Annotated in this window: 12 protein-coding genes; all 12 read left to right on the top strand. The window is 42.4% G+C overall.

The annotated features are described in order from the left end of the window. Nucleotides 1–6 precede the first annotated feature (6 nt). Nucleotides 7–1,401 (top strand): phage tail sheath family protein, encoded by a 1,395-nt coding sequence (locus VL121_RS08570; protein WP_325404206.1) that lies wholly within the window; start codon nucleotides 7–9, stop codon nucleotides 1,399–1,401. Between the two features lie 49 nt (nucleotides 1,402–1,450). Next, nucleotides 1,451–2,464 carry a hypothetical protein gene (locus VL121_RS08565; RefSeq protein WP_325404204.1) on the top strand — a complete coding sequence of 338 codons (1,014 nt, stop codon included), beginning with the start codon at nucleotides 1,451–1,453 and terminating at the stop codon, nucleotides 2,462–2,464. Between the two features lie 43 nt (nucleotides 2,465–2,507). Beyond that, entirely contained in the window at nucleotides 2,508–3,476 is a 969-nt protein-coding gene (locus VL121_RS08560) for a hypothetical protein (RefSeq protein WP_325404202.1), read from the top strand. 39 nt (nucleotides 3,477–3,515) lie between these two features. Further along, nucleotides 3,516–3,983 (top strand): phage tail protein, encoded by a 468-nt coding sequence (locus tag VL121_RS08555; protein WP_152270059.1) that lies wholly within the window; start codon nucleotides 3,516–3,518, stop codon nucleotides 3,981–3,983. 2 nt (nucleotides 3,984–3,985) lie between these two features. After that, nucleotides 3,986–4,459: a phage tail protein gene (locus VL121_RS08550; RefSeq protein ID WP_325404199.1), complete on the top strand. Its 474-nt coding sequence runs from the start codon at nucleotides 3,986–3,988 to the stop codon at nucleotides 4,457–4,459. A gap of 6 nt (nucleotides 4,460–4,465) precedes the next feature. Next, entirely contained in the window at nucleotides 4,466–4,636 is a 171-nt protein-coding gene (locus tag VL121_RS08545) for a DUF5908 family protein (protein WP_325404197.1), read from the top strand. A 4-nt stretch (nucleotides 4,637–4,640) separates the two neighbouring features. After that, nucleotides 4,641–5,348: a CIS tube protein gene (locus VL121_RS08540; protein WP_325404195.1), complete on the top strand. Its 708-nt coding sequence runs from the start codon at nucleotides 4,641–4,643 to the stop codon at nucleotides 5,346–5,348. Further along, nucleotides 5,348–7,123, top strand: coding sequence for a type VI secretion system tip protein VgrG (vgrG, locus tag VL121_RS08535; RefSeq protein ID WP_325404193.1), 1,776 nt, complete (start codon nucleotides 5,348–5,350; stop codon nucleotides 7,121–7,123). Before VL121_RS08540 ends, vgrG begins: the two co-directional genes overlap by 1 nt. A 117-nt stretch (nucleotides 7,124–7,240) precedes the next feature. Continuing rightward, nucleotides 7,241–7,531 carry a PAAR domain-containing protein gene (locus VL121_RS08530; protein WP_325404191.1) on the top strand — a complete coding sequence of 97 codons (291 nt, stop codon included), beginning with the start codon at nucleotides 7,241–7,243 and terminating at the stop codon, nucleotides 7,529–7,531. A gap of 29 nt (nucleotides 7,532–7,560) precedes the next feature. Next, entirely contained in the window at nucleotides 7,561–7,986 is a 426-nt protein-coding gene (locus VL121_RS08525; protein ID WP_325404189.1) for a GPW/gp25 family protein, read from the top strand. 133 nt (nucleotides 7,987–8,119) lie between these two features. After that, nucleotides 8,120–12,991: a hypothetical protein gene (locus VL121_RS08520; RefSeq protein WP_325404187.1), complete on the top strand. Its 4,872-nt coding sequence runs from the start codon at nucleotides 8,120–8,122 to the stop codon at nucleotides 12,989–12,991. A gap of 12 nt (nucleotides 12,992–13,003) precedes the next feature. Then, on the top strand, nucleotides 13,004–19,591 hold the full coding sequence (locus VL121_RS08515; RefSeq protein ID WP_325404185.1) for a hypothetical protein: 6,588 nt from the start codon (nucleotides 13,004–13,006) through the stop codon (nucleotides 19,589–19,591). The last annotated feature ends 2 nt before the right edge of the window (nucleotides 19,592–19,593 follow it).

Below are 19,593 nucleotides of genomic sequence, written 5' to 3'. Positions count from 1 at the left end.
TTTCATATGCCAGAATATAAAACCCCCGGAGTTTATATTGAAGAAATTCCAAAACTCCCTCCATCCATCGCATCGGTTGAAACAGCCATTCCCGCATTTATAGGGTATACGGAAAAAGCGCAGTTAAAAGAACCGGCCGATCTGATCAATATACCCAGGCGCATAACTTCTATGCTGGAATATGAACAGTTTTTTGGCGGTCCCCTGCCAGAAACAACCATTACTATAACAATAGATGTTACCCAGCCCGGCCGTATTGATGTGCAGGGTAAGGTAACCGCACCATCCAAATACCTGATGTACTATTCGCTGCAATGGTTTTTTATTAATGGAGGCGGTCCCTGTTATATTACATCGGTAGGCGATTATAGCGGAGGCGATGTAATTGACCAGGCAGCCCTGCAGGGCGGGCTGGATGAAATTGAAAAGATAAATGAAGTTACCTTACTCCTGTTTCCCGATGGTTTAAACATGAGCAGCGCCGGCAGTTATTATGCTTTATATAAAGAGGCTATGGATCAGTGTGCTGAATTAAAAGATCGCTTTGCCGTTTTAGATATATGGATGGACCCCGATATTACTGTAGACAATATACAGGTACTGCGCGATTTCGATTTTGGCACGATTGACATCGTAAAATATGCCGCCGTTTACTACCCCCGTCTTTACACAAGACTGGATTATCAATATGATGATGAAAATACAGTAACCATTATTGGCGTAGGCGATGGCTCCCTGAACGGAACGCTTACCGAATTAAAGACTAAAAACAATGCTTACTATTTTATGGCCAAAGGCGCTATCAGTGATATTGAAATGCTGATGCCGGCCTCCGCCGCAGTTGTTGGAAAATATGCGGAGGTAGATAATACCCGTGGTGTGTGGAAGGCGCCGGCTAATGTAGGAATTGATTTTGCCATACGACCAGAAATATTAGTAACGCATAAACAGCAGGAGAGCTTGAATGTAGATACCCTTGCCGGCAAATCCATTAACGTTATCCGTTCTTTTGCCGGAAGAGGCCCAGCCATCATCTGGGGTGCCAGAACATTGGCCGGTAACGATAACGAATGGCGCTATATATCCGTCAGGCGTTTTTTTAATATGGTGGAAGAATCAACCAAAAATGCTACGGAGCGGTTTGTGTTTGAGCCCAATGACCGCAATACCTGGATACGCGTAAAATCCATGATTGAAAATTATCTCACCCAGCAATGGAAGGCCGGCGCGCTGATGGGAACCACTACCCGTGAAGCCTATTTTGTGAAAGTAGGACTGGGAGAAACCATGACGGAATTAGATATATGGGAAGGACGCATGATTGTGGAAATAGGCATGGCAGTAGTTCGTCCGGCTGAATTTATCATCCTGCGTTTCATGCACAAAATGCTGCAGGAATGATAAACCATATACAACATAACAGGATTGTTCAATTTTAAAATCATTCAACATGTCAATTATATCGTCTTCCAAAAAAGGTACAAGGCAGCAGAATGATGACTGCGGCAATTGCGAAGAGAACGATACCGCCACTCAAAAATCAATCACTGCAGAACGAAAAAAATACTGTAATGAATTGTATACAGCGGCGGGTGAAATGAGCCAGTATGAAACCAATTACTACGGGCAAAGCAATTTGTATGAACAAAAAAAATGCATGTTTGTGTGGACGGAGGATAATTACCGCCGTTACCGCAACACGGAAATCTGCGTTGGCACAGAACTGCTGCAGTCCAACGACCTCATCAAAGAAAATGTGAGTAATTATATCAAGTGGGGTAATGATCTTTCTGCCAGTCTCAAAAATATCTTTAAAAGCATAAAAGATGTAAAAACAAAATTGGGCGACCTGCGTACGGCGGCATGTAAATTAGAAGACTGCAAAAATGATAGTTGTAATTGCACGCAAATGACCATTTTAACCGGCGAACAGCAAAAGAATTGTGATACAAAACCTTCGCAGGACAATAGACCCGATGAATGCAGCGATGCCAAAGAAGTGCTGGACGATTTGATTTGTATGCCAAAAGCCCTTGGATTTGACGTGGACTATATTTTTAACGCTTCCTCCGATGTAATTGGCATACAGGTTTTTTCCAACCTGGGCATGCTGGACCCCTTGCAAAAAACGCTTGCAGATGATTCCAAAGCTTTTGAAAAACACCTCCAGGATACCATGAAGCTAAGGGAAAGTGCTTTGAAAAAAACACAGGAAGATCTGGTGAAAGCTGTACAGGAAGCTACCAAATCTGCCGCTGGTTTGTATAATAAGAGAAGTGATTTTGAAGGGCTGATGTGTACTACCCGGTTTATTTGCTGCCCCAAATGCGATTGCGTTGCGGAAGATGATAATTGTAAGCCCCGCCTTGAAAAATGCAAAGAGGAAATTTGCGGTATCTGTGATGAAGTGCAGGGAACCTTTTGCAACGACAGTGGAGATAATAGTGAAACCACGGCCGGTTAACGGGTAGTGAAGAAATATTCCATAACAATTAAATCAAATTATTATGCTTACGGAACATACATATCAAAAATTAGCCGATACCTGGGATGCTAAAATAAAGGAATGCTGCGATAAAGAAGACCCTGATGATCCGCGGGGATGTGATTGTTGCTATGATGACTGGCAGGATGAACTGAAAGTAGTAAAAACAAAATACAGTGAGTCGGAAGAGAAAGCCAAACAGCTTAAGAATGAATTGACGTTAATAGCAGACAGGAGGGATAAATTAAAAATGTGGTACGATGAGTTGACAAAAGCCAATGATTTGGCCCGCAAAATTTGTGATCAACTGGAGATATTGCTTACCCAGGTTGACAAAGTAAGCATCAACACCGGTCTTGCGGTGCAGGCTGTTAAGGTACTGTATTGTATGATACGCGATTTTTATATGCAGGTGGACCTGGTAAAAACAAAATATGACCGCTTGCAGAATTGTATTAAGTGTTTAAATAACCCGGCACTTGCCCCGGGCACAGGAATTATGAAATGCCTGGAGGAGTATGGAAAGAAACTGGAGATTGTTATTGCCACAAGAGACGAGTTGATCAAAATGCTGATGGCGGCGATCAAAATTGCCTGTCGCATCAATAAAAATATTTCAGTTGATTTTGGATTAAGTACTGTTATTACCGAATGGAGTACGGCGTTTAACTGTGCTGTTCAGTGTGATGATGATGCTGATCCCTGTCCCCCTGCAGGTTCCAAAGCAAATATGACTAAAACCGGAACGGCGCCTGCACAGGAAGACAGTTGCCTTGGTGCCTGCAGCCTGGAGCCCATTTTTCTGTTCCCTATTTGTAAAGATCCCTATTATAAGTGTGTAGACGATCAGTATGAAACGGATAAAAAAGCTGCGGAAGATATCGCGAAAGAATTATTGAAAGAGAATAAGAAAAAGGAGGCCTTGCTTGCGTGCAAACAAAGCCTGGAATCGGCTATTAAAGAAGTGGACCCCAAAAACAGGTGTAAATAACGCAGAAACCCATTCACATCATCCTTAAAATTAAAAATTATGGCAGCCAAAGGAGATTATCCCATTCCAAAATTTCACTTCCAGGTTGAATGGGGTGACGATTTCAGAATTGGCTTTACCGAAGCCAGTGGTCTTGACTTTGAAACGGAAGTAATTGAATACCGCGAAGGGAATAGTAAAAAATACAATAAAAGTAAACAGCCGGGATTAACCAAGTTCAGCAATATTACCTTAAAGAGAGGCACGTTTGAAGGCGACTTCGATTACTACAAAGAGTGGCGTAAAACCTATTTATTCCAGGAGGGAAATAAAACAGGCTCCATGTATCGCCGTACCATCACCATTAAATTGCTGAATGAAAACCATGAAGCCATTATTACCTGGAAACTGCAAAATGCATGGCCTTCCAAAATACAGTCAACCGATCTTAAAGCTGATGCCAACGAAGTGGCTATCGAAACCATGGAACTGGTACATGAAGGTTTAGAAATAATGAATGTGGATTAACTATGGCAGTTGAAAAAACAAGAAATGCGGATAATTTTTATCAAACGGTGAACTTTCATTTCCGTGTTGAGTTTGTGCGGGAAGCGCAGGCGTTAGATATGAGTTTTCAATCGGTAACGGGCTTAGATTCCACCTTAGAAACAGACACGGTAAGAGAAGGCGGTGAAAACCGGTTTGAGCATGTTATTCCGGTTAGGAGAAAATATGGTCCGCTTGTTTTGAAAAGAGGGGTATTAACACCAACCGAATCGGGTATAACAAAATGGTTTAAACAGGTTTTTGATGATGAAAAGGTAACGCCGATTCCAACTGTACATATTAAACTTTTAAATGAAGAACATCAGCCACTGATGCACTGGACGATTAATAATGTGTGGCCCCGGAGCTGGAAAATAGGAGAACTGAACGCTGAGCGGGGAGAAGTATTAATTGAAACGCTGGAGCTGAATTATAATTATCTCATCTTAAATGATTGATGCATTATGCCAATAGAAGTTCGGGAGCTGGTTATAAAAGCAACTGTTATGCAGGAAACAGCAACAGGCGGAGTGCAGCAACCGGCCACCAATAACGCCGTTACCCCTGGTGAAGAAATGATTAATAGCTGCGTGGAAAAAGTGTTGGCCATATTAAAAGATAAAACAGAACGATAGCGGTATGGAAAAACTAAGGATATATGCTTTCCTCGACAGGAATTTTGTTGATCCCGGAGAAGGGATCAGCCGTTTGCAACCCGCTTTTATGGCGCCCATCAATCCCGAATCGTTCACTAAGAATTTAAAAATAGATCTGGATCAGCGGCGCGGACATGGCAGTCATGGAACCGACCTGCGGTTTAAATCAACAGTTCCGGAAGAATTAAGATTAGAGTTCATTCTGGATGGCACGCAAACTATGGAAGGGTACGGGGGAGAAGATACTTCCCTCAAGACAATGAAAGTGCATGACCAGGTAAAAAAGTTCTTAGACAGCGTTTATAAATACCAGGGAGAAATTCACCGTCCGAAATTTTTATTGCTTATATGGGGGTCCGAAATCAGGTTTCGCTGCATATTATCCAACCTGGATATTAATCATACGCTGTTTAACCCCGAAGGCGAACCATTACGGGCAAGATTAACCGCTACTTTTTTAAACTATAAAGCAAGGGAGGAAAGATTGGCCGAAGAAAGGCAGGAATCCGCCGATCTTACCCACCGGCGAAAAGTGCAGCAGGGGGATCGTTTGGATCTGATGACGTTCAGGATATACAACAACCCTGCCTATTTTTTACAGGTAGGTAAGGCAAATGCGCTTACCCATGTCCGTAATATCCAGGCAGGTACTGATCTTTTTTTTCCACCCTTTGATAAAAATGAAGCATAATGGAAGAGCTATTAATTCCCAATCCCTCAAAGCATGATGTAGCCACTTTCAATATACTGGTTGATGACCAGGATATCAATCCCTCGTACCAGGTATTGTCGCTTTCCATAACCAAAGAGATTAACCGTATCCCCGCTGCTAAAATTATTTTACGTGATGGTGAAGCCAGCGACAAATCATTTGAGATCAGCAACAGCAATGACTTTATTCCCGGTAAAAAGATACTGATCAAAATAGGGCTCGATGGAAATAATATCCGCGTTTTCAAAGGCATTATCATCCGGCACGCCATAAGAGTAAAAGAGAACGGGGATGGTGAATTGCATATTGAATGCCGCGATGAAGCGGTGAAGATGACTATAGGCAGGCATAGCCGCTATTATGAAAACATGAAAGATAACCGGTTGTTTGATGAGTTGATCGGGCGGTACAATGGACTGCAGGGCGATACTGCTGAAACGAAGCTTGAGCATAAGCACCTGGTGCAGCATCACCTCAGCGATTGGGATTTTATGTTGCTCCGCGCCGAAGCCAATGCCATGCTGGTGAACGTAGATGATGGACTGATAAAAATATCGAAGCCCGACACAACACCCGAACCCGTATTGCAGCTAACCTACGGCTCATCCATACTCGAATTTGAAGCGGAGATGGATGCCCGTAATCAATGGAAAAATGTAAAAGCCGCATCGTGGGATTATGCCAACCAGCAGTTATTTGAAGCTGAAGCCGATGAGTTTGCTGCTTTTGCACAGCATGGAAATATCGCAGGCAGCCAATTGGCCGAAGCGATCAATCTCAATGCTTACGAAATGAAACATAGCGGGCATGCCTTGGAACAGGAGCTGCAGGATTGGGTAGATGGCATTATGCTGCGCAGCAGACTGGCGAAAATAAGGGGACGCGCAAAATTTACCGGTTTTGCCAGTATTAAACCTGGCGATATGGTAAAGCTTGAAGGTATTGGTAAACGCTTTAAAGGCAAGGCTTATGTAACAGCGGTAAAGCAGGAAATGGGCAATGGAATGTGGGATACCCATGTGCAGTTTGGGCTTGATCCTGAGCGGTATGCTTTTGTTCACCATGATATGCCCGATGCCCTGGCTGCCGGTCTGGCGGGGGCTGTTCACGGACTGCAGATCGGTATTGTGGTGCAGTTACAGAATGATCCTGATGGTGAAGACCGCATACGGGTAAGGATTCCGGTAATTGATAATGACGACCAGGGCATATGGACAAGAATTGCCAGTTTGGATGCAGGGGAAGACAGGGGGGCATTTTTCCGTCCGGAAATTGGCGATGAGGTAATTGTGGGGTTTATCAATGATGATCCGCGTGATGCCGTTGTGCTGGGTATGTTACATAGCAGCGCCAAGCCGGCTCCCATAACCGCGCAGGATGCAAACAATGAAAAGGGTTTTACTACACGCAGCAAAATGCATTTACAGTTTAACGATGATACAAAAACTATTACCATTGATACACCTGCAGGCAATAGTATAATCATAGATGAACAGGGAATGAAGATTGAAATCAAAGACCAGAGCAGCAATAAAATAACCATGGGTACATCGGGCATAACCATAGAAAGCCCTATGAATGTAGAAATAAAAGCCGGTGTAAATCTCACCTTATCCGCCGCGGCGTCACTTACTATAGGTGGTGCATCGCTGGGTGTTAAGGCAGATGGTAATTTGAGCCTGGAGGGAGCATTAGCTAAATTATCAGCGCAGGGCATTACGGAGATCAGCGGCTCATTGGTGAAGATAAATTGAGGTATGAGGTGGTGAGGTATCAGGTGTGAGGTATGAGGTATCAGATCGGCACCCGGCGAAGGAGGGTCAAACCGGGTATACAAACCACAAACTATAAATTATAAACTATAAATCATTATGCCTTCCGCAGCACGACTATCTGATATGCATACCTGCCCGATGGTAACCGGTGTGGTGCCGCATGTGGGCGGGCCAATAAGCGGGCCATGTGTGCCAACGGTACTGATTGGCAGCCTGCCCGCGGCAGTAGTGGGCGACCTGGTAGTATGTGTGGGTCCGCCCGATACAATTGTGATGGGTTCGGCAACGGTGCTGATTGGCGGTAGGCCTGCAGCCAGGCAGGGCGATCTTACAGCGCATGGCGGCGTAATTGTTATGGGTTTGCCAACGGTGCAAATTGGAGGATGATGGAAAGTGATAAGTATTAAATCAAAAAGATGAACCAACAATTCAATTCTTTTCTTGGAACGGGCTGGGCTTTTCCGCCGGCTTTCGACAGGGATGCAGCCACGGTTGCATTGGTAAGCGATGAAGAAGATATTAAACAGAGCTTAAACATCCTGTTGTCTACCAGCCTCGGCGAAAGAGTAATGCAACCCAGGTACGGATGCAACCTCAACGATTATTTGTTTGAACCACTCAGCAGTTCCATGATCGGTTTTATAAAAGACAGGGTGGAGTCTTCTATTTTAATTTATGAATCGCGTATTGTGGTTGACAAAATTGAAGTAACACCCGATGATTCTTTTGATTTGATGGAAGGGCGGTTTATCATTAATGTGGCATATACCATTCCGGGTACCAATTCGCGGTTTAATTATGTGTATGATTATTATAGGAACGAAGCGTTAAAGCCCGTGTGAGTGGTGAAAAATGTTCAGGGCATAAAAGATATTCAATTTTTTTTTGAAAATTGGAAACGAAGTAAAGAGAAAACGAAGTGTTCATGAATCACAATGTTATTTTTCTCTTTAGCAAAAACAACTTTACTGAACCATGTTTGATTGCAATAACCTTATACATCCTTTTCAAAACGACCCCGGTGTAAGCCAGCAGCAACGGGTGATGGATGACTTATTATCTGCCTCACCAAAAATTGACGGGCGCAACATGGCCGATTTACTGCATTATTTTGTACAACTTTCTCCTCATGTTAATTATTACGATGAAAAGCTGAATGTAAGCGACTGGCAGCCATTTTTTCAAAAGAGTATTCCGTTTACGTTGGCAGCCATTATTAAATATGATATAAACGCTGTTACCGAAAAAATTGATCACTATAAAAAAACATTCAACAGGCATCCCTCCAAAGCCGGATTGCAATTGCTGCTTCACTATATATTTCAGGAAGTTATTAACCGCATTAATGGCTGGCATTTGCAGTTAAAGGGCAGCACACTTCCGGTAGAACTGGTAGTAGAAAAACTCATTAAGGATAAGCTTCGGGAGCCTTTAAAAAAAATGATTTGCATTAATAATGTAGCCGTAAAATATTACTGCATACAACCGGTTGGTTTTACCCGGATTGCGGGAAACGAAGTGTGGGGGCTGGATTTAACTGTGGAAAACGCAAAAGAAAACTGTAGACCCCCGGGTAAAAGCAAACGTAAACGGCTTATTGGTTTAAGAGACCAGATTGTAAGCCTGCTGCCTTCCTTTTTGGATGCTTTCCGGATCATTGCCGGTACTGCTGTGCAAAGTATGGAACAAAGCCTTTTTCCGCTGAAAGAAGAATTACAGAAAAAGCATACCCCTCATTTAGCCTTGTTGTTTGCTTTTTTGAAATTGTTTCAACACCTGCAGGGAGACCTGAATACCTATACAAAAAAGCACCTTGATTTTTTTTACAAGCAGGTGCTGCAATTAAAGGCCCGTGAAGCATTGCCGGATAAGGCGCATATCGTTTTTGGAATCCAAAAACAGTTAGATAAATATTTACTGAAAAAAGGGCTTTTGGTTAAAGATGGGAAGGATAATAATAAATCCGAAATCCGCTTTGCGCTCGATGAGGAAATGGTAGTGAACAAAGCACAGGTGACGGATAAGCGCACGCTCTTCCTTAATAATCAGAATGCATTTGAACATACTTATGTAGAAGGCGTATACATGGCGCCCAATGCAGATAAGGCGGATGGGCTGATAAAAGATTTTAAGGATACTGATCCCGGCAGTTTTGCAACACTGGGTGCTAAGCTCAGCAAATACACCGACCCCGAAAAATCGTTGGCCCAGCCATATCCCAATGCCCGGATAGGGTTTATCCTCGCATCACCGGTGTTGCTAATGAAAGAAGGAAAAAGAACAATAGATATAACAATAGCCTGCCAGTTAAAGGATGATTACTGCAATAAGATAACCATAGCGGAAACACCACCATCGCAAAACTGCTGCGAGGAAAGCGCAACCGGAACGCCGGGAACAGCAGCCATCATCCAAAAAAAATATCCCGATTTTATTCATTCACCTGGTTTCTATAATGATATCGTTGCGGCATTGAATGAAACCTGGTATTATATCAGTGAAGACCTGGTAGTGGACGCGGTTAAAAAGGGAATCAGTAAAGAACTGGAAAGTAAACTTCGTTCTTTTCTTATCCGTGAAAGAAAGCTATGTTATTGTCCGGAAGAAATAAAGCAATATGATGCGATTATAAAAAAAGCAGTGTGGGATATGTTCTACAACGCTGCTTTGCCTGCTGAAAAACCGATGTTAGATAAACTGTTTACACCGCGAAAAGCTTTAAAAATTTTATTCAGTGGCGAAAAGGAATGGATAGCTCCCGATAATGACCCTGCCCAGCCTCCCGTTATCACCATAAGCGATCCGGTATTAGCGGGAAATAAATTTATTTTTAAAATCAAAGCCACGCTTACACCAGATCAGCCTGCGGTAACTTTTTATAACAAAGACAAGCTGAAAGAAGATTTTAACACTACCCTGCCGTTGGTTAAGGTGGAGCTGGATGATAAAATAAAGTTAGTATTTACAAGTAATGAACTGGAAGGCAGGATTGAAGATGAAGGAGAGCTGGATAATTGCTGTTTGTTGAAAACGTCTGCCGGCGATATGCATACGGTTTCCTTATATCATTTTTTCCGGAATGTGGTTGTATTGGATAAATTAAGTAACGACCCGCAGGATGCCACCAGGATTGATGTAAGCGTATGCGGGCTCAAAAACTTTATCGTTCAGAATGATGAAAGTGTGCAAAATGTAAATGGGCTTGTTTATCCGTTTGGAACGCGGCCAGACATTGTTGATTTTAGTGTGGTCAATCCAACGGCCTGCATTACACCAGCATTTATTACTGATGCCACTCCTGTTATCTCCGTTAAAGCCAGGAACTATCTTCAAAGCCTGATTACTCCTGCAAATGGGTTTAAAAAAGTTATAGCTAAGAATGAGCTGGAACTTTTTTTAGATGTAAAAGACAATAGCAATAACCCGGTTTTCAATAATGCCGATAAAATAGCAATAAGCGCATTGATTAATGACAAAACAAAAAGCTATTGTTTGCACAACCAAACAGGTCCCGGCTTTTATATTGGAGCAAGTGAAGTTTTTTGTAAAAAATGGAACTCGGCCAGGATCAATGTAAACTGGAAAGACAAACCCAACGATTTTAGAGAATATTATAATGCTTATGTCGTGGAGGATGTAGCCCTTCAAATATTTGGACTGGACCAGGATAATTTCAAAATTAAAGTTTCCGTACTTCAGAATGGTAACTGGGTGGAAGAAATGGTAAACAGGAAATTGTTTGATGTTGTTCCTCCTCCAGCCATACCTCAACTTACCCCAGCGTCTCCGTCACCCTGCACGCCGGACGGTTTCTATAGTCAGGGTATAGTTTTGAAACCTTCAGATTTTCCCGCTCAGTTTTCCCGGGAATTTGCGCTGCAGGATGTCGTAGACGCCGCTTTAAAATCAGATACAAGAAAAGGTTTTATTAAAATCAATTTGCAGGAACAGGATTTTTTGCACAAAGACTACCCGTTTATTTTGGCCCGGCAAATGATGGCCCTGGGAAAATATCCTGATTCCATTCTTGAGGGTGCGGTATATAGAAAGGATGGCAATACGGTTATTGTTTTCAGAAGCCTTGGTAAAGCCATTGTTGAACTGAAAAACGAAATATTCAGTGCTAAGGACGCCGCGCAGCTTGCCAAAGATATAGTAGATGGGCTGAATACTACTTTTAATACTGCCATTGGCTTTCCACCACCGCCGCCTGTTAATAGTGTAAGTGATGCGGAAAGGGATACGCTGATTCCACTGATTCACGGCAGTAAAACGCTTGCCGATAATGCACTGCAGAAAACGATAGACACGAAAGACAAGCTGGCCGTGCTTCAAACGTTCCTGGGCATTTTTGATATTTTCACAGGGGAAATTGTTAAACCATTAACCGTGTTAATCCCCAATGAACCCTGGACGCCCATCATTAAAAATATTTCTCTTGATTATACAGCCACGGCTGCCAATACCGATATAGATCTGATCCATCTCTATCCTTATGATGGTACATATAAAACAGAAGAGATAACCTTACAGCCCACATTATTTCCCACATACTGTGATGAGGGCAATTTGTTTATTGGTTTAAAAGACCTGGAACCCGGCAGCAATGTAAATGTATTATTCCAGCTGGCAGAAGCCACTGCAGATGCGGAATCAGGTATAGAAGATGTAAACTGGTATTACTTAGATAATAATCAATGGAAAACCCTTCGTAAAGGTTTTGAAGTATTAGATGATGCTACAGATGGATTAACCACTTCGGGCATAGTAAAATTTGCATTGCCTGAAAACATGACAAAGGATAATACTGTGCTGCCTAAAGAACTCCACTGGATCAAAGCTTCCGTTTCAAAAAACAGTAAAACGGTGTGCGAAACCATCGGTATATATACGCAGGCTATCCGCGCCACTTTCACTAATGAAGCAGGGAACGACCAACTGCGCCTCTCTAAGTCATTAGCTGCCGGCGCCATATCCAAACTGAATGAAGCCGATGCCAATATTAAAAAACTAAGCCAGCCTTTTGATTCCTTTGGCGGTTGTGTGCCGGAAGCTGAAGGACATTTTTATGTGAGGATAAGCGAATTGCTGCGCCACAAAGGAAGAGCAATACAAAAATTCGATTATGAACGGTTAGTGCTGGAAGCTTTTCCTCAATTGTTTAAAGTAAAATGCATTAATCACAGTTTGGCATTGAATGCGCACGAATACAAAAACGATTTTCCCATTGCTCCCGGTTATGTGCTGCTTGCCGTTATTCCCGATTTAAACCAGTTAAAAGCTGCCCGGTCTTTTGAGCCCCGGGTTCCGGTAAGCATGCTCGGTGATATACAGGAATATTGTAAAAAACGCAGTTCGGCTTTTGTGCGTTTCCGGGCCATGAATCCACGATATGAGAAGGTTCATTTTTGTTTAAAAGTAAAATTGATCGCAGGCAAAGATGAAAATTACTATAAAGAAAAGCTGAAACAGGACCTCCGTGAATTTTTAGCGCCCTGGGCAATTGGGGAATATGATAAGCTACGATTTGGCCAGTGTGTTGGCCGGTCTGAAATTATACGTTTCTTAGAAACAAGAGACTATGTGGATTATATTATTGATCTGCTCATGCGGCATGACGATGACACCTGGCCGGATAAAACAAAAGAAGAAGAACTGGTACGGCCCATATGCCCTAAATCACCCCGCAGTATTTTAATTGCCGGCGATATAGATGTGTGTATTATGGGTAATGCTTGTGAAGAATGGGGCCGGTGTTTTGATGTGCAGGGGCAGGAAGTGAATTGTTGTGATAATAAAAAAATTCCTGTTGCTGATTATTGTAAAGATGATGTGGTAATAGGATAAAAAAATAGTAGAATGGCAGATGATCAACAAAATATGGTTATCAGTAAAAATAACTCAGGGTTTCCCGATTACTTGGACTTTGACAAGCTAAGGACCGAAGGCATTGATTATTTAGGAAGATTGGGAGGTAAGATATGGACAGACCATAATGTGCATGATCCCGGCATCACCATCCTCGAAGTGCTTTGCTATGCATTGCTTGATCTTGGCTATCGTACCAACCTGTCTGTAGAAGACCTGCTTACCCGGAATCCTGATGATAGCTCAAAAGATAATAATTTTTTCACGCCTGCACAAATACTAACCTGTAATCCGCTTACCATTACCGATTTCAGAAAACTGCTGATAGATATAGAAGGAGTTAAGAATGCCTGGCTGGAAATAGCTACAGATCAGAAAGATTTTTGCCGTCCACGCTGGCAGGAAGACCCTGCGGGCGGTAGCGCTGACAACAACGAACGTGATGAGCCGTGTATTGATTTTCTTAATGGATTATACCATGTATATATTAACCTGGAAAATGAAGTTGAAACGAAGATAAAAGACGATCCGGAAGAAAAGGAGAAATTTGAAGCTAAAATTAAAGGCGCGCTGATGTCGCATCGCAACCTCTGCGAAGATTTTATTGATATTTATTTTTTATGCAAGCAGGAAACAGGCGTATGCGCTGATATAGAGCTGGAAGATACCGCGGATGCGGAAAAAGTATATGTAGAAGTGGTTGAAAAACTGAGGACATTCTTTTCCCCCGGGCCGCAGTTTTATACCCTGCCCCAGTTATTGGAAAAGCAAAAATCAATAGATGAAATTTTTGCCGGCCGCCCTTATAATATTACGGAAAGCCATGGCTTTGCCGACACGGAAGAACTCGAACAATTGAAACTGAGAAGAGAAATTCATTTGTCAGATGTATACCATGTTTTATTTGAGGTAGAGGGTGTTAAAGCTATTCACAATCTTCGCCTGCAAACCTGTAATGCTGGTACCACAAATCCTGTTAAGGGCTGGAAATACCATATTCCTCAAAATCATGTTCCTGAATTTTCGCTGGATTGTTCCGGATTTCAGTTTAAGCGGAATGGTATGCCCGTGTTTATTGATGAAAAAAAATTTGAAGGTCTTTTTGAGATCAACTTTACACATAACGGAAAAGTATTGCATCAGTCCCCGTCTCCTTATCTCGACAGTGAAATTCCCAAGGGAGTATACAGGAACGACCTGGGTGATTATTATTCCATACAGAATGAATTTCCAAGGGTATATGGCATTGCGGAAGGCGGGCTGCCGGATGATGCTTCCTCCCCGCGAAAAGCGCAGGCCTACCAGTTGAAGGCCTATCTTTTGTTTTTCGATCAGTTGTTAGCCAATTATCTTTCGCAATTGCAGCATATGCGTTCTTTATTCGCTTTGTCGGCATCAGATAATGACGAAGAAAACCATACTTATTTTATCAACCGTCTTTCATCCGTTCCCGGCCTGCAGCAACTCCTTCGTTTTAATAGTAATGAAAGCAATGCAAATGCTTTGGGCACAGAGGGTACTATACTGGTGCTGCCGGTAGATAAGATGAAATTGCTTGAGCTTAAAGATAACGATAAGCTCAAAACTTTATCTCCCGGCGATTTTGAGCCCTATACTTTTAGCACAATGGCTGAGCAGGATACGGCTGTCAGTCAGTTGAAGAACGACCTTGTATTTGAACAATATGAGTGTGTGTATGTTACTAAAGCTGACGATTGTGTTTACTATTATATCCTTACCAGCTCTGATGAAATAGCACTGGTAAGTAAAAAATATTTTAAGAATTTGCAGGAGGCTGCGGAAAATGCCAGTTCAGTAAAATACATCGGAACGTTTAGTGAGAACTATCGTTCCTTTGTTTCTGCAACCGGTAATTTTTCATTTGATATTGAGCTCAACCTGCTCACATTTGAAAAATACCTGCAACTGATAGTTGAAAACAAGGAATTGTTTGTACAACGCAGGCAGCAATTTTTAAATCACCTGCTCTCCAGGTTTGCCGAACAATTTACAGATTACGCGCTACTGTCATTTGGTTTTTCCAATGACCGGAACGCATCATCATCCGGTATAAAAAGCAAAGAAATATTTTTAACGCATTACGCAGATCTCAGCAGCAACAGGGGTAAAGCGTACGATTACGTAGAAAATAACTGGAACAACGATAATGTTTCCGGATTCGAAAATAAAGTAAAAGCCATCAGTGGTATGGCTAACCGAAAAAGGCATAGCCTCTGCAATTTTGAAGTGGCTGAATATGAAGAACAGTTTGAAGTGATATTAAAAATTGCAGGCACTTCCTGGTTCAGGATTGATGAAAAATTTGATACGAAAGCCGAAGCATTGATGGCGGCCAAAGCCCTGTTCGGCGCATTGCCCGATAAAAACAATTATCAGCCTCAATTTATTGAGCATGATAATGCGTATCAACTAACCCTGCATTACGCGCCAAACCACTCAGCGGCTTTCCCGTTTCAGTATGCAGCAAAAGAAGAGGCTATGGCTGTTGCCGCTAACATTACGGGGCTGTTTATACCAAAAGATCCTGCAGCCGCCGTATTTGAAAGCACCTATATATATATTCCCCAATTAAATGATTCCGGCGGAAAGCAGGTCCGCAGGTCAGTCGCATTTTATCCTTCTGAAGAAGAAGCACGGAAGGCGGTATTGAAAACAATAACGAAAATTGACGATCGGAAAAAATGGGAATATGATGAAGATGCTGCCCCCCTGGGCGCATTGGTTTACAATGCAAAAAATAACAGTGGCTTATCTTTTATAAATATTGATGCTTTTAAAATTGACATCAATAATAGCATCGTTGGTAAACCTGATATGTTTACCTATGATCTGCTGGATAAGGAAAATAATTTCAAATTTCAATCCGTAAATGAATTTAATAATGCTGCTGAAGCACTTGCCGGTGCTGCTGAATTATTGGCTTTATTAACCGGGGAGGAGAACTATGAAATCTTCCGGAATGCTGCAACCAGTAAGTTCGCTATCCGGGTAGTGGATCATGGAATCGTGAGGGCTATTGGTATAATTGAAAACGATACAGAAGAAGAGGCGGCACAGCTTCAGTTACTGATCCTTAACATTGTAAAAAGTCACCGGTATTTTATTATTATAGATAAGCAGCCCAATCGCTGGAAATTCAATTATAGCCTGGGGTATGAGAAAAATAACCGGTATTTATTTTATAGTGTACATGATTACACAAACCCGCAAGAAGCGCTTACCGCCGCCACCTTATTTTATAATGCCTTGTTAACTTTGCGCGTTGATGCCGTGAAGCATGAACTCTTTTTGGTGGCGCACAATGAGGATATAGCCATTAGTTCTGTAAAACTCATTACTGAAAAGGAATCTAAGGATATAACCAGCGTAAAAGTTGCTGTAGATAAACTACTGCTGGAACAAAAGGAAATACATCGGCTTACGGAAAGTACCACCCCTGCCGCGTTCTTTGATAGTGTGCGAATGGATCCTGTTAGTGCGCAGGGATTGTTTGTGTACCGGCTGATAGACAAAGACCGTCCGCTTGCTTTCTATAGTCGTTCTTTTACAGATACAGCCAGCGCCCGGTTGGATATAAAATCTTTGGCAAAGTTGTTTAAATACGGCGCCGGCTACCTGCAAATTTGCATGGGTGGCGACATTATTAATAAAAGAAAAGATGAAGCCACAAAAATCACCTGGTATCATTACCAGCTTAAATGCCTGAATCAGTTTTATTTGTCGGGCCCGCTGGCGGGAAAACCGCTAATCCTTTTTGAAAGTACGAAAGGCTATCAAAACAATGATGATGCAGAAAAAGCATTTACCGAAAATTACCTGCTGCTGATTCATCTTGCTTCTGATCCGGCCAATTATGGAAAGTCCATAAGTCTTGCAGAAACCCTTATTCATAATACAGATTCCTGTAACAATAACGATAATATTGTTTTTGTACCTGCAGCAACAAAAGACGCGTTGGGTGTTGCGGATAGTATAGTTATAACGGCAATTGTAAAAATGGCACTCAGCTATCCCATACGGCTGGTACAATATAAGTCAAAGGCGTTTTACGAACTTTTTTCCTGTGAACAAAATCCTGGTGAAACCAATGCGGATAACTGTGTTAAGAAAAATGAGCCATACGTATATTGTTTCACATTGCTATCTCCGGAAACGGGAACCGAAAAGTGGCAGAGCTTAAAATTCTATACGAGCGCTGAAGAAGCAAAGAAGGAATTTGATTTTTTCCTGATGCTGTTGTGCTACCCGGGCAACTATTACGTGGATTGTGATCAGTGTACTAATGATAAAACCATATACCGCGTTTACCTCAGGGAAGTGCTGGCAGAAAGCGCTGAACGCTTTACTACGGAAGAACAGGCCTGGGGTAAGGAAGGTGTACAAAAGTTGATATGTACTTCACAAACCGAAAATGCTTTTCATACCTACAGACGAAAAGAAGATTGCTGTTATTCGTTTTATATAGCCTGTGGCGGGGGATTGGTTTATCATCCGTGCAAATATGATACGCCTCAAAAAAGGGATGACGCATTAGTTAAATTGTACCAGTCATTAAAAGAAGCCATACAGCAAAAAGCATGGCAGGCTGAAAATAATGATAACACCGTTGTATTGAACGATGGAGCAGGAAAACCCTTTGCGATTATTAATAGCAACGGGCAAAACGAGAATTGTATAAGCGACAGGGTAGCTACTTTAACCCAATATGCTGACTCAGACAACAATTATAAGGAAGAAGAAGGAAGAATAGTTTTAAGGAACGATCAAAATGAAATAGTTGCCGCCTCAGTTCAGAAAAATATAACCCTTGCAGCATGGAAAGAAATGTTGCAGTTGTTCGTTTGCTGTTATCCTGTAAAAAAGGTGAAGGATGTAAAAGGCGGCGGCGATAATTACAGGTATTGTATAGAAATACAATTACCCGGCTTCAATACCTGCAAAGAAGATAAGATGGAAGAGAAGCCCTGTGGCTGCGGCAGTGAAGCCGGTGAAGATGAACCACCTTGTTATATGGCATGGAAGGCGGGTTGTTGTTATTCCACGTGTACGGAAGCAGAGCTGGCATTGCAAACCATTATGAGGTTACTGCTGAATTTTAATTATTACCAGCCTGTATTTGACTGCGGATGCTATGCTCATGGCATTGCTATTCAGTTTAGTAAGAATGCGGTAATAGCCGATGAAAACATTACCTGGTACTGGCAGGAAGCAGCGACCCGCAACTGGCATAACAGTGAAATAGTAGCGGTTAACCCCCAATGTTATACCAATCCTGAAATGGCCTGCGCGGCAGTAACCCGCGCCAAAGAACTGGTCAACAGTGAAGGCTTGCATGTAGTGGAACATATTTTGCTGCGGCCGCGCTGCAACCCGGAAGATTGTCAGTGTGCACAGTATACCGAACATTGTGACAATAAAACAGCGTGTAATAATTTTAAGTGGAAAGTTCCGGGTGATGATCCATGCGCGGAAGAAAAGGATATTTGTTTTGTGCCTGGCGCCGACCGCTATTCTTTTATAGCTACCGTAGTATTGCCTGCCTGGCCGGAACGTTTCCGCAAAAAAGAAAACAGGGCTTTGCTTGAAAATATATTATACCGCGAGGCGCCTGCACATGTATTGCTGCGCATATTGTGGCTGGCGCCGCACGATTTTTGTTGCTTCGAAACAAAATATAAGGGCTGGGGCCGCTGGCTTGCACAAAAGAAAAATTGTGTTGATGATTTTTCTGTATGTGATTTCCTTGCATTTTTATTTGACCGGAATTATGAATGCTTAGATGATTGTATGGTTTGCCTGCCATGCGAAGATGATGCGCAGCAGCCCAAACCCTGTTTTGCTGAAGTGAGTGGCGGAGCAGAAGAAAGTAAATATGTATCGCAAATCAATGAGCTCTATTGCTGGTACGATCAGCATTGCGATCAGTATGAATTTACCCATTGTGCAGGAACAGTGTCCCGCAACCCTGGTATACCGGGTACACCCTTATTAAACGTAGCAGGGAGCCATAATGAAGAAATAAAAGAAGGCTCATCCGTGCCTGTCAGCATATCCGCCGAATCTTTGGCAGAAAAGGAGATGGAAACAGGTTTGGCAGACAAGGATATGGCAAAACGGAAACGCCAGGTGTTAAACAGTCGCCTTTCGAAATACAGAAAAGTAGCGGATGACATATTTGAAAAATCGGGTAATAATGCCGTTGCGGCCAAAGTACAGCGTTTCCTGTTGGACCCGCATCCCACCCGGGAAAGATTAGCAAAACTGATTATTGAAGTGGTACAAAATACAGCTCCTGAAAAGCCGGGGAAACCGCTCACAAAAAAACAAGTACGTGAACTCCTGCAAACCGGTACCTGCTATGTTTTAGACAAACTATGTTTTAATGGTAAGGATAAAATTAAGCACACCGAACTGAAAACGATTATTGAAAAGCTGCGAAAAGCAGAAGCAGATATGAAGGCCTTATATGATTACTGGAACTTTGCTGAAATAGCGGCATTTCAGCCGGCGCTGAATGAAACCGCATTGAATGACCTGTTTTTCCGGAATATTAAATAGCC

This window comes from Agriterribacter sp. (assembly GCF_035497235.1).
Taxonomy (GTDB): Bacteria; Bacteroidota; Bacteroidia; order Chitinophagales; family Chitinophagaceae; genus Agriterribacter.
This window is presented reverse-complemented; position numbering and strand designations above follow the sequence as displayed.